Below are 12,846 nucleotides of genomic sequence, written 5' to 3' on the forward strand. Positions count from 1 at the left end.
TGACGCATCTGCAACAAGCGATCCGCCAAACCGAGTTCATCCATGATTTCCATCACCGATGGATGAAGCGTGTCTCCCCGAAAATCGCGGTCGAAATCTTTGTGTACCTCCAGCAACATCACTGGGATGCCTTGACGGGCTAGGAGAAGCGCTAGGACAGCCCCCGCAGGCCCTCCACCGACAATGCAGCAGTGTGTTTGCTGTACATCAAGAATATCGTGGGTCGTGGCGGGGATCTCGGTCTGCGGAGTAGTTGGAATTGCGTTCATCTTGAACACCTCGTGAAATCAGTTCAACTTGAAATCAGTTCAACTAGAGGCGATCGCTTCTGTTTCTAAAATCGGCTGGGAACGAACAGAGGCTTGCATTTCCATCGTTGCAACTAATTCTTTGGGTGCATTCACCCGACTGGGGGATTCTAAATATTCACCCGTAACGGCTGGCGAAACTGCCTTCATCTGGTGACGAATGCTGTAGTATCGATGAGTCTGAGCAATGATAGCTCGCTCCTGCATCGAGTCATTGGCAATTTTCTTACGTAGTTTAATAATTGCATCAATCACGGCTTCTGGTCTGGGAGGACACCCCGGCAGATAAACATCTACGGAAATCAACTTATCGACTCCTCGCACCGCCGTTGGTGAGTCTGCGCTGAACATCCCGCCAGTAATCGTGCAAGCACCCATTGCAATCACGTACTTGGGTTCTGGCATTTGTTCGTAGAGGCGCACCAATGTTGGAGCCATTTTCATCGTGATGGTGCCTGCGGTAATCATCAAGTCAGCCTGACGAGGACTTGCCCAAGGTTTCAAGCCAAATCTGTCAAAATCAAAACGGGCTGCAAACATCCCCATCATTTCAATAAAGCAGCAGGCAGTCCCAAACATCATAGGCCACAGGCTGGAGAGGCGTGCCCAGTTGTAAAAATCGTCTACGGTTGTCAAAACGACATTTTCAGAAAGACTATGGGTAATCTCAGGTCGTTCAATGGGGTTGAGAATCTGAGATTTTTGCTTGTCAGGTTCAATAATGGTTGCTGTCGGATTCATCTTTTCCTCCTTTAGCTCAATCTATAAACGCTTGCATCGAGAATGTTGTGGATCCCGGTCTACATAGAAGTTGGAATTGCGTTCATCTTGAACACCTCGTGAAATCAGTTCAACTAGAGGCGATCGCTTCTGTTTCTCATATCAGCTGGGGAAGAACAGAGGCTTACATTCCTATCGTTACAACTAATTCTTTGCGTGCATTCACCCGACTGGGCGATTCTAAATATTCTCCAGTCAAAATCAAAACGGGCTGTGAACGTCCCTTCCATGAAGGCAAAAGCACTCCTGAACAGGATAGACCATAGACTGAACAGGGTTGCCCGGTTGTAGAGGTCATCTACAGTTTTTGAGGCAATATTTTTAGAAAGACTACGAGTAATTTTAAATTTCTTTATTGATTAATGAATTCGTTATTCTTTAATAGCAACTGTTTCATAACTAATGAGCAAGCGCATTTTTATTAATTAGCAACGAGTAAATTGCAACTCCTCAAGAAAATAGTATCAGAAGAATTGAAATCGATTGCGACCCTGTTCTTTGGCACGGTACATAGCAGAGTCTGCATTTTTAATTAAGGTATCTACAGTGTTCCCATTAAAAGGATAGATGCTAATACCAATACTGACAGTTACGAAGATAGTTTGTCCGTTGAGAATGAAAGGCTGAGATAGGGTTGATAAAGTCTTTTCTGCAACTCTGGCAGCATCTTGAACTCTACTAATTGCAGGTAAAATTACTGTAAATTCGTCACCACCCAAACGCGAGACGGTATCGCTGCCGCGCAAGCAACCCGTGAGTCGTTGAGCGACCATCCGTAAGAGCAGGTCGCCCATGTCATGTCCGAGGGTGTCATTAACCTGCTTAAAGCCATCCAGATCAAGAAACAAAAGAGCAAACAACTGGTTATTACTACTACCCCATTCTAGAGCTTGAACCATGCGTTCATAGAATTGTTTACGGTTAGGTAGACCAGTCAGTGGATCGTGATAAGCCAGATGACGCATCTGGTCTTCTGAAAGCTTTAATTCGGCGTTAGAACGGATTAACTCTTCTGCCGTTCGTTTCAACTCTTCTTCTATCCGCTTGCGTTCAGTGATATCTCGGATGACACCAACTAAAAAAATATTACCGGCAGCATCTTTGTGGAGCGATCGCTTGGTAGCGATTAGGTGAGTTGTACCAAAGATATCCGTAAATTCTTCTTCATTTTCTTGCTCCTCACCACCTTGTAACACTTGCTCATTGTTCTGCCAAAAAACTTCAGCCTCATGTTTAGGAAAAAACTCATAAGCAGACTTTTTAAGTAAAGTTTCTAGGGGATAACCAATAAATTTGCAATATGCCTGATTTAAAATAATCCAACGATGTTCTTTGTCTTTGACAAAAATTGGATCGGGGATGGTATTAATCACCTTCTGCAAAAACTCTTTAGAGCGTTTTAACTCCTCCTCCAAATAAGCCAGATGACTCACGATCGCGATCGCAGACCCTACAAGCCCCAGGAGTGGAGGAATCAGCGGTATCCACCAACCGAAGAGAAAGGCCAGGTAGGAAATACCGAGCAATCCAGCCCCAGCCGCTAAAATACTGAGACCAGACTTTCTAGGGAGACGCAATCGCCAACTGATATAGGCACCTATCCACGACCAAACCAAAATCCACAAGGCTTCTACGAGATCGAGCCAGACGTTGATTAAGGAACGTCCGTCCAGAGCAGCGCTCAGGAGCGCACTGGTAAAATTGGCTTGGAGTTCGACACCTGAAATCCTTTGTGCGCCTTGGTTGAGACGGCTACTGTAAGGGGTGTAGAAAAAATCCTGGAGGCTGGGTGCGGTTGAACCAATCAAAACAATGCGATCGCGCAGAAGGCTGGGTTGTACGCGGTTTGCCAGAACATCTACCATTGAAACAATCTGAAAGCTATTGGGTTGCTTAAAGTTAGCTAATATTTGATAACCCTTGGAATCAGCCGTTACATAAGCCCCATCATTTGATTTAAAAACTGGGAAGACACCCCTCCCTAGCTGTAGGTAATCAGGGTTCACGCGCGATGGTCTAGGAGTAATTCCCTTTTCCTTCAAATAAATCAACGCCAACTGGAGCGCAAAACTTGTATGTAGTTTGTTATCTACATGTGCATATAAAAAGCTACGACGCACCTTACCATCAGCATCAACGACCACATTATTAAAACCAACTTGCTGGAGACGGTTTAGTACTGGGGATGGTGGAACACCCAAGCTTTTTTCAGTCTTCAATAGTTCAATTCCGATCAAGTTAGGGATCGTTTGAACAGCTTTGATGAATTCTACATGACCGGGTGGTACTGGGAGATCGCGATAAATATCCAGACCAATCGCTCGTGGCTCAAAGGCATTTAGTTTTTGTACTAAAGTTGCCATGACTGCGTCAGGAATGGGCCATTGTCCTACGTGCTTTAAGTCTTTTTCGTTAATTTCGACAATCACTATGCGCTCGTCTATTGGTTCTGAAGAACGCAAAAGAAACATCTGGTCTAAGGCTGCCAACTCCCAGGATTGAAACAGTCCAGCCATCCGCAGGATAATGATGCAGCTTGCAACAGCCGACGAAGCGATTGGTACTCGGCGCTCTTGTTGAAGCTGTTGCTTCAATCTTGTCCATATACTTTTTTTTACCATCGACCTGGTTGCAGGGTTATCCAAACAATTTTGTTGTATACACCATCGTGATACAACTTTCCTCAGTATGTGTAGATGGCTCGGTGCAAACTTTAAGTCTGGTCAATGAGAGACTTTTTCAAAATCAGAGTTGCTGATTATCCTTTCTTCAATACTAAGACAGCAGCGTTGTCGCTGTTTTGGCTATCCGTAAAGTGCTAAATAATTGGATGATGAAACGATACCCCATCATGCCAAAGATTTTGCCGTAGAAGTATTCGGTTTTAATTTTAGCAACTGCTGAAAAGGCCAAATACTTCTACGGCAAATATCTTTTTTTCCGTTTCGGGTGACATCGCTATTTTCTAGGGCACCCAAATTTAAAGCCCTGGCAAGGAGTTCTGAAAGTTGCGAGGACCTGTATAACCCGATAAATCAGCCAGTTTCTCTAAAGATTTCACACCTGGCTCGACCAATTTACCGTTGACTTCCCAGCTGGGGTAGCTTTGAATTCCCGCTTTTTGGCAGATTTCCGCCTGCTTTTGTGGAGCATTGGGATCGGCACACTCAACGTAATTGACTTGGCTGAATGCTTCTTTACCAAACAATTGCTTTTGATCGTGGCAGTGAGAACACCAGAAAGCACCGTACATTTTAGCTCCTGCTGCTTCAAGATGTTTCGCTAAAGCAACTTCTGCGGAGCTAGAGACGGTGGTAATGGGAAATGTTTGCGATCCGGTGGAGGCGGAGCCACCCCCTGAAGCGACTGGTGATTTCACAGTGGCATAGACGCCCAGAGTGCTAACTAGGGCTACCATTGCCACGACGATCCCGGTAAAAAAGAGTTGTCCCCAGTCCTCCCAAGCGCGACCGATCAAGGTCAGCACTAACAAGCTAAGGGAGAAGAAAGCGGAGGCAAGACAGTAGAGACAAACGGCTTTGATTTCAAATGCCAGTAGATACATCAAGTAGCCGCTGAAAACCGTCATAGCGGTGCCACCGGCAAATAATAGCAACCATGTCCAGTTTTCTAGTTGAGAATGCAGGTCTTTTTTTTCAACTGGGTTGGCTGCCATTGGAGCGAGGGCAAAAGCGACCATGCTGACATAAGCCAGCAAGCCAAACAAAGTTAAGGGAACACCAAAGACGGTGGCGTAGGGGCTGGAGAGGACTTGATTGCAACCGCTGGTGGGACAGGCAGCAGAGCCTCCTGTTAGCTTGACTACGGTTAGATAGCCTGTCACTAAGGCACCTAAAATAGCGATCGCCGCAATCAGCAGACGGGACCAGCGATGAATCCAGGGAGTAGAACGTCGGCGGCTCATGTCAGAACTGAGGTAGGAGGGCTAAGAAGTGAGAATCGAAAACTGAAGCGCGAAATTATCGCAGGCTAGAGGACTCAGTAAAAAGTTTTGAGATGTTAGTTTTTTGGAGTTAATTTAGAAAACCAACAACTAAAAACTAACAACTAACAACTGCAACTAACAACTAATAAGTGACCGAAGAAACTGGCTTGGGTTCCGCTTTGGTCGCAAAGCTGCGTCGGGTTGCTTCCACAAATTGGCTGACCCGGATCGGGTCAATGGGCTGCTCGATCCGCCCGTGGCGCTTGAGAGAGCTGGAAACAATCACGCCATCTGCGGCTTGCATCAGCGTAGAAATATTTTCCCAGTTGGCACCACTGCCGATAAATACGGGCGTCCCGTTGGCAGCGGCGGTTGCTAGTTCCAAGTCTTCTAGACTCGGAGGGCTACCCGTCGCCCAGCCACTTAAAATGACGCCATCTGCCAAACCCCGCTCAATCGTCTCTTGCACTGCTGTGGTCAGATTCGGGGAACCTAAAGGGCGACCGTGCTTGACTAAGACATCTGCCAAAATTTTTACATTACTGCCCAATTCCCGACGGTAACGGAGCAATTGATGCGCCTCGCCCTCAATCAGCCCTTGGTCAGTTGCCATGACCCCGGTGAGGACGTTGACGCGGATAAACTGAGCGTGGACGCAGGATGCAATTGCGATCGCGCTATGGGCATCATTGCGTAATACATTAATGCCTACAGGTAACGTCACCAAGTTCATGAGCCGCTGGATAATCAGTGTCATTGCACTAACGACCGCTGGATCTACCTGGTTTTTACTAAAAGGGGCGTCAAAGAAATTTTCCACAATAATGCCGTTCACGCCTCCAGCAGATAGCGCGGTCGCTTCCTGCTCAGCTCGATCGATAACCGCTTTCAGGCTACCTCCCCAGCGGGGAGATGTCGGCAGCGGCAGAAGATGAACCACGCCAATGATGGGATTCGGTGTCTTGAAGATTTGATTTAAGTCCACTTGTCTACCTGAAAACACCGGCGAATTCTTGCTACACCTGTCGGTTCTTCTCCTCCAAGCAGCAAAAATAGCAGTGAAATGAATCGCATCTTGGATGATGCCATTCTAGAATTTTATCTAGAATGGAGACAGGGGTAGATACCACTATCCAGTTCCCTACTCTGGTTAGTGAGTGGAAGATAGATTCTTCAACGACTCAACTCCTATCTTCATACCCAAACCCGATCCTCCCAGTTTGACACTCACGTCCCACTGGGTCGTACACTGCTGTGCCAAGAATAGGGTATAATATTTTGGCTTCAGCTTCTAACAGAATTTCTTTAGCCGTATTTAAACCGCATGGGCAATAAGCCAACAATTGCAATTTCTCACTTGGGCTGCGAAAAAAACCGTATTGATACCGAACATATGTTAGGTCTGTTGGTACAGGCAGGGTACCAAGTAGACAGTAATGAAGAATTAGCAGAATATGTTATAGTTAATACATGTAGTTTTATTGAGGCTGCAAGGACAGAGTCTGTCCGCACCTTAGTAGAACTGGCGGAAGCGAACAAAAAGATTGTAATCACAGGCTGCATGGCGCAGCACTTCCAAGAGCAGCTGCTGGATGAATTGCCAGAAGCAGTTGCCGTGGTGGGCACCGGCGATTATCACCAAATCGTCGATGTGGTTCAACGAGTGGAAGGCGGTGAACGGGTCAAGCAAGTTTCAGAGCTGCCGACCTACATAGCCGATGAAACAACGCCTCGCTACCGCACGACATCGGAAGGTGTCGCGTACCTGCGGGTAGCGGAAGGATGTGATTACCGCTGCGCGTTCTGCATTATTCCCCATCTCCGGGGAAATCAGCGATCGCGCTCCATTGAATCCATCGTCGCCGAAGCCCACCAGCTAGCCTCGGAAGGAGTCCAAGAGTTAATTCTCATCTCCCAGATCACTACCAACTACGGTCTGGATATTTACGGGAAGCCGAAACTGGCGGAACTTCTACGGGAGTTGGGAAAGGTTAACATTCCGTGGATTCGGATGCACTATGCCTATCCCACAGGCTTAACACCAGCCGTCATCGAAGCAATTCAGGAGACTCCTAACGTATTGCCCTATTTGGATTTGCCGTTACAGCACTCCCACCCGGAAATTCTCCGCGCCATGAACCGACCTTGGCAGGGACAGGTAAACGACCAAATTATTGAGCGGATTAAAACAGCTCTGCCTGATGCTGTACTGCGAACCACTTTCATTGTCGGGTTCCCTGGCGAAACGGAAGAGCATTTTGCACACTTGCTACAGTTCGTCCAGCGCCATGAATTTGACCATGTAGGTGTGTTTACTTTTTCTCCAGAAGAAGGCACCCCTGCCTTCACCTTGCCCAATCAACTGCCCCAAGAAGTCATGGATATCCGCAGGGATGCCTTGATGGAAGTTCAGCAGCCAATTTCCTTGAGAAAAAATCAAGCTTGTGTCGGCAAGATGGTTGATGTCTTGATTGAGCAAGAACATCCAGAAACTGGGGAATTAATCGGTCGATCTGCCCGATTTTCTCCGGAGGTAGACGGATTAGTCTACGTCCAAGGCGACGTCCCATTAGGTTCTATAGCATCGGTGGAAATTACAAGCACTGACATCTACGACCTGTATGGTCATGTCGCCAAGCCCGAAGCATGAAGAATGACAACTCAAGAATGAAGGCTGAAGAACCAAGGCAAATATTAATTCATACTTCAAACTTCATACTTAAAAACTTCATACTTCGCAATTCACAATTCTCGAACACTAACAACTAACAACAAATTATGACCCTTTCGTTCACAAGCCTAGGCCTTTCAGAAGCTCGCATTCAGCAACTAGAAAAACTAGGCTTTACTGCGCCCACACAAATTCAATCCCAAGCCATTCCTCATCTGTTGGCGGGCCGGGATGTGGTGGGACAATCCCAAACTGGAACCGGCAAAACAGCGGCTTTTTCGCTGCCGATTTTGGAACGGATCGACATTAAAAATCCCGCAGTCCAATCACTGATTTTGACACCGACGCGGGAATTAGCTCAGCAAGTTGCTCTGGCAATTCGCAGCTTTAGCAACGAGCGACGGTTGGGCGTGCTGACAGTATATGGCGGTCAAGCTATCGACCGGCAGATCCAGCGCCTCAGGCAGGGCGTTCAGATCGTAGTTGGAACCCCAGGACGGGTGATTGATTTGCTCAACCGGGGAGAGCTTAAGCTCGATCAAGTCAACTGGCTGGTATTAGATGAAGCCGATGAAATGTTGAGCATGGGCTTTATTGACGATGTAGAAACCATCCTCAAGCAAGTCCCCACCGAGCGTCAGACGGCATTTTTCTCGGCGACAATGCCGCCGACCATTCAAAAATTGATTGCGAAGTTCTTGCGATCGCCGATGAACGTCTCTGTAGAGCAGCCCAAAGCTGCTCCCTCCCGGATTAACCAGGTGGTATACATGGTGCCCCGCGGCTGGTCAAAATCTCGCGCCTTGCTGCCCATCCTAGAACTGGAAGATCCCGAATCTGCCTTAATCTTCGTGCGGACGCGCAAGACAGCCGCGGAACTGACCAACCAACTGCAAGCTGCCGGTCACAGTGTAGACGAGTACCACGGCGACCTCAATCAACAAGCCCGGGAACGGCTGCTGATGAGGTTCCGCCAACACCAAGTGCGCTGGGTAGTCGCCACCGATATTGCGGCGCGGGGTTTAGACGTTGACCACCTGAGCCATGTGATTAACTACGATCTGCCAGATAGCGTGGAAAGTTACATCCACCGGATCGGGCGTACAGGTCGCGCTGGTAACGCAGGAACAGCTATTTCCCTGATTCAACCAATGGATCGTCGGAAATTGGTGCTAATTGAGCGGAAAGTCCGACAAACCCTGAAAATCGTCCAAATTCCCACACGGGCGGAGATCGAAGGGCGACGTCTGGAAAAACTGCAAGCTCAAGTACGCGAAGTATTGAGCGGAGAGCGCATGGCTTCGTTCTTGCCTGTCGTGGCGCAATTGAGTGAAGAATACGACGCCCACGCGATCGCGGCAGCAGCACTGCAAATGGTGTACGACCAAACTCGTCCCTCTTGGATGTCCAGCGAACAAGAAACACCAATGGACGATCGGGGAATCTCTACTAAGCCAAAGCTGATCAAGCGTCCCAAACCAGAAGTGAAAAGCGAGAACACAGAAGTCAGAAGGCAAAAGCCTGAAGAAATCCGCAATTAAAGTAGCGTAGAAAACGAAAATTTCTTCTAGCTTCTGTTGAAGGAGAGAGAATAAATGACAGGGGTGAACTTCTCCCCGTCTCCCCTCTCCATTTTGAGAAGAGTGGGTTTAGTTCAAGGGTCGGTTTTTTATAGACAAACTCTGGAGCGAACCCACTTTGGCAATCCCTTTCCCCTCTCTGACTCCTGTGGCTTTAACTGTATCTGCTGCGAATTCTCCTGCCCTAAGTAACCCTGTTGGACGGCAGTCCTGGCCTGGACTGATTGAGGCATATCGGCAATATCTGCCGGTGACGGACACAACGCCAGTCGTAACACTGCTGGAGGGCAATACTCCATTGATCCCGGTTCCCGCGATCTCTCAGATTGTGGGTAAACAGGTGCGCGTGTTGGTGAAGTATGACGGTCTCAATCCCACTGGTAGCTTTAAAGACCGGGGGATGACGATGGCAATTTCTAAGGCAAAGGAAGCTGGTGCCAAAGCCGTCATTTGCGCCAGTACCGGCAACACTTCAGCCGCTGCTGCTGCCTATGCCCGTCGGGGCGGAATGCGAGCGTTTGTATTGATTCCTGATGGTTACGTGGCGCTAGGCAAGTTAGCTCAGGCGTTGCTGTATGGGGCGGAAGTTTTGGCAATTAAAGGAAATTTTGACCGGGCGCTTGAAATTGTACGGGAGATGGCAGAAAATTACCCCGTCACGCTGGTGAACTCGGTAAATCCCTATCGCTTAGAAGGACAAAAAACTGCTGCTTTTGAAGTGGTAGAAGCGTTAGGAAATGCTCCCGATTGGCTGTGCATCCCCGTAGGGAATGCCGGAAATATAACTGCATACTGGATGGGATTTTGTCAATATCATCAGGAAGGGAAATGCGATCGCTTGCCCCGAATGATGGGATTCCAAGCGTCTGGCGCATCTCCCCTGGTTACAGGTCAGGCAGTGCCGAATCCAGAAACCCTGGCAACCGCTATTCGCATCGGTAATCCTGCTAACTGGGAACGGGCGATCGCTACTCAACAAGCCAGCATGGGTCAGTTCAACGCAGTGACAGATGCCGAAATTTTAGAAGCCTATCGTCTCTTGGCATCCGAAGAAGGTATTTTCTGCGAACCTGCTAGTGCGGCTTCCGTTGCTGGACTTCTGAAAGTAAAAGATCAAGTTCCCGCAGGCGCTACCGTAGTGTGCGTCCTGACTGGGAATGGTTTAAAAGACCCAGATACGGCAATTAAACATAGCGAAAATTCGTTTAAACAGGGAATTGAGCCAGATTTAGCGACCGTGGCGCAGGTGATGGGATTTTGAGCAGTTAGGCTCAGTTTCATTAGATTATTTCTGAAGTGTGCGCTCCCTCCAAACCTTCCTTATTGCGGTGGTTAAGGAGGGAACTTTACACCTTTTAAGCTTTTGAGCCGGGATTGCGCCCCTCCTCTTCTTGTGAAGACGGAGGGGTTTGTTTATTGTTTTTGCTAGCTTGAGTGCTTACTCCTACCCACTGACCGCGCGGAGCTGATTGGCCTGATGCCGCTGGTTGGCGGGTTATGCGCTCCCGACTAAGTCGATCGAGGGTATCCCCAATCGCAGTCGTTAAACTTCTGCGGGTTTGTGCATGATTGGTCTGCTCAGATTTTAAAGCCTGGGTAAGGCGATCGCGCTCAACCATCGCCTCGGTTAGTTTCGCTTTTAACTCCTCCAAATTTTCTAGTTGTTCTACTTCTGCACGAATTGCCTCCATAGCACCCGGATCGTCCTCTGTGGGTTGTGGTGAACTCTGGAGTTGCCGTAGTTGACTTTTGAGCTTTTCAATCTGTTGTTGAGCTAGCTTTGCCTCAGTTCGGCGTTGCTGCGCTTCTGTGTTATACAGTTGACGCCAGTTTGCCGCACTTTCCAAAGCCGCATCGCGATCGCGCTCTAACTCTGCTAGCTGCTGTTTCAGGGTCTTAATTTCAGCCAACCACTGCGCTACCTCGTGGGCCATTAATAACGACTCCTCATCGGTTACAACGATCAATTTTTAACAAAATTTGCCGATTTGTCATACACACTATCGATAGTTTTACAAAACCCCTGTAACCTTAGTAGTTGATTTGGCACAGTATAGAAAACGTTGTATACGGAATCAAACAATAATGCGCTCGTTCTTAGCCTATGCTGCTCTTAGAGGCTCCTCAATCCGTTTTTTCCGTTTCTTTCGACATCTCAGCTGGGCGACTTTAAAGAAAACCTTCCAGCGCGTAGCCCAACGGCGGTTAACAGGACTTTCGGCAGAAATGGCCTACAACGCCATGTTAGCTTTGTTTCCAGCCATTTTGGCAATCTTGACCGCAATTGGCCTGTTTCAATCCTCATCAGACACTTTTGAAGGGTTAGCTAAGCAATTGAGTGAAATTGCTCCTCAAGAAGCTCTTTTCCTTATTGAAGGTTTTGCCCGCGAAATCAGTCAATCGCAAAATCAAGGGCTGTTTTCCCTCAGTTTTGTTGCAGCTATTTGGGCGTCTTCTGGGGCGCTGAGTGCCGCCATGACCGCTCTCGATCAAATCCATCAGATTCCGCTAGAACAAACCCGACCCTTTTGGAAAGCCAAATTAATTTCTATCGCTCTAACAATTGGTACCATTGTCCTGCTGATTATTGCTTCCTTTTTAGTATTTATTAGCGACCTGATTGTGAAGCTATTAATCAGCCAAAGTGGATTATTGGAATTGTTAAGTATTTGGCGGCTTTTTAGCTGGCCTTTGGCATTAGGCATTGTTGCCTCAGCCTTTGCTTTTATCTATCGCTATGGTCCTAGCCGCTGGGTTGCTGGAACCCCGATTATGCCAGGAGCAATGGTAGCGGCTGTATCCTGGGCGATTATATCAGCTTTGTTTCGGCTTTACGTCTCTAACTTTGGTAATTACAACAAAGCCTATGGTGCAGTAGGTGCCGTTATTGTTTTAATGCTATGGCTGTATATGAGTTCTCTAGTACTGCTGATTGGCGATCAGTTAAACGTTACGGTGGGAGAATCTATGCGGCATCACAGCAAGGCGAAACTAGCCTCTTTAGAGGCTGAGTCGGCACCAGAATCAAAAGCTGGGTAAATTGAGATTTAAACTTTTTCTGGGTACTTCATTAAGGGAACCGTCGGTGTTTCCTCCTCAATGCGGATTTGCACTTCTTTGACATAGGAACTCATGTAAGACATCACTGCATAGATAAAGAGAACAACACCGACCATCTCCAAGCACTCTTCCAAGCTTGACATCAGCATATATCCAATCGCCTGTATTGTCTGCTTGGTTGAAGTGGCTCCCCAAATTAAACGACCATAGTGATATACGTAAAATCCACTCACTAACTCCATGCCAATCGACCCTCCAACAAAGAAAGTTCCGGCAATCAGAAATAAACGCCGTATCTTTGCGGGAAGATGGACGAGAAATTTTAAGAAGAATATTAAGGTAAGTGCTTATGTAAAATAAATTACACATAATAAAAAGTAGAATAAGCTAAAACAAAAGTCAAGAAAACAAGAGACTTATGAGATTTATTAGAGATTTAAGCCGAGAAACTCAAAGGATTCTCAAAAGAATTTATAAAGAAAGTAGACATCATCAAGTGAG

General features: G+C 47.4%; 11 protein-coding genes and 1 pseudogene. 5 read left to right on the forward strand and 7 right to left on the reverse strand.

Annotation, left to right across the window (positions count from 1 at the left end):
* Both H6F50_RS10550 and nuoB read right to left on the reverse strand, forming a co-directional pair.
* The coding region (locus H6F50_RS10550; protein WP_190428660.1) for an FAD-dependent monooxygenase at nucleotides 1-269 on the reverse strand (269 nt) is incomplete at its 3' end.
* Nucleotides 270-383: 114 nt separating this feature from the next.
* Nucleotides 384-1,049, reverse strand: a pseudogene (gene nuoB, locus H6F50_RS10555) (NADH-quinone oxidoreductase subunit NuoB); the annotation flags it as partial.
* Nucleotides 1,050-1,147: 98 nt separating this feature from the next.
* Here nuoB and H6F50_RS10560 point away from each other — a divergent pair.
* A complete protein-coding gene (locus H6F50_RS10560; protein WP_190428662.1) occupies nucleotides 1,148-1,354 on the forward strand; it encodes a hypothetical protein in 207 nt (68 codons plus the stop codon).
* A 198-nt stretch (nucleotides 1,355-1,552) separates the two neighbouring features.
* Here the strand turns inward: H6F50_RS10560 and H6F50_RS10565 are convergent, their stop codons facing one another.
* The 3 genes from H6F50_RS10565 to btpA all read right to left on the reverse strand — a co-directional run bounded on the left by H6F50_RS10565 (nucleotide 1,553) and on the right by btpA (nucleotide 6,019).
* Nucleotides 1,553-3,709 (reverse strand): CHASE2 domain-containing protein, encoded by a 2,157-nt coding sequence (locus H6F50_RS10565; RefSeq protein WP_190428663.1) that lies wholly within the window; start codon nucleotides 3,707-3,709, stop codon nucleotides 1,553-1,555.
* A gap of 359 nt (nucleotides 3,710-4,068) precedes the next feature.
* On the reverse strand, nucleotides 4,069-5,013 hold the full coding sequence (locus tag H6F50_RS10570) for a vitamin K epoxide reductase family protein (protein WP_190428664.1): 945 nt from the start codon (nucleotides 5,011-5,013) through the stop codon (nucleotides 4,069-4,071).
* Between the two features lie 163 nt (nucleotides 5,014-5,176).
* Nucleotides 5,177-6,019 (reverse strand): photosystem I biogenesis protein BtpA, encoded by an 843-nt coding sequence (btpA, locus tag H6F50_RS10575; RefSeq protein WP_190415113.1) that lies wholly within the window; start codon nucleotides 6,017-6,019, stop codon nucleotides 5,177-5,179.
* A gap of 339 nt (nucleotides 6,020-6,358) precedes the next feature.
* Here btpA and rimO point away from each other — a divergent pair, with 339 nt between their 5' ends.
* The 3 genes from rimO to thrC all read left to right on the forward strand — a co-directional run bounded on the left by rimO (nucleotide 6,359) and on the right by thrC (nucleotide 10,546).
* Entirely contained in the window at nucleotides 6,359-7,684 is a 1,326-nt protein-coding gene (gene rimO, locus H6F50_RS10580; RefSeq protein WP_190428665.1) for a 30S ribosomal protein S12 methylthiotransferase RimO, read from the forward strand.
* A 128-nt stretch (nucleotides 7,685-7,812) separates the two neighbouring features.
* Nucleotides 7,813-9,246: a DEAD/DEAH box helicase gene (locus H6F50_RS10585; protein ID WP_190428666.1), complete on the forward strand. Its 1,434-nt coding sequence runs from the start codon at nucleotides 7,813-7,815 to the stop codon at nucleotides 9,244-9,246.
* Between the two features lie 187 nt (nucleotides 9,247-9,433).
* Nucleotides 9,434-10,546 carry a threonine synthase gene (gene thrC / locus H6F50_RS10590; RefSeq protein WP_190428669.1) on the forward strand — a complete coding sequence of 371 codons (1,113 nt, stop codon included), beginning with the start codon at nucleotides 9,434-9,436 and terminating at the stop codon, nucleotides 10,544-10,546.
* Between the two features lie 94 nt (nucleotides 10,547-10,640).
* Here the strand turns inward: thrC and H6F50_RS10595 are convergent, their stop codons facing one another.
* Nucleotides 10,641-11,219 (reverse strand): hypothetical protein, encoded by a 579-nt coding sequence (locus H6F50_RS10595; RefSeq protein WP_199292084.1) that lies wholly within the window; start codon nucleotides 11,217-11,219, stop codon nucleotides 10,641-10,643.
* A gap of 151 nt (nucleotides 11,220-11,370) precedes the next feature.
* On the opposite strand from H6F50_RS10595, the gene H6F50_RS10600 reads away from it, so the two are divergent.
* Nucleotides 11,371-12,324 (forward strand): YihY/virulence factor BrkB family protein, encoded by a 954-nt coding sequence (locus H6F50_RS10600; protein WP_190428667.1) that lies wholly within the window; start codon nucleotides 11,371-11,373, stop codon nucleotides 12,322-12,324.
* A gap of 8 nt (nucleotides 12,325-12,332) precedes the next feature.
* Here H6F50_RS10600 and H6F50_RS10605 read toward each other — a convergent pair whose 3' ends face one another.
* Complete coding sequence (locus tag H6F50_RS10605) at nucleotides 12,333-12,587, reverse strand: hypothetical protein (protein WP_190428668.1); 255 nt, start codon at nucleotides 12,585-12,587, stop codon at nucleotides 12,333-12,335.
* Between the last annotated feature and the right edge of the window lie 259 nt (nucleotides 12,588-12,846).

Source organism: Coleofasciculus sp. FACHB-712, from assembly GCF_014695635.1.
Classification (GTDB): domain Bacteria; phylum Cyanobacteriota; class Cyanobacteriia; order Cyanobacteriales; family FACHB-T130; genus FACHB-T130.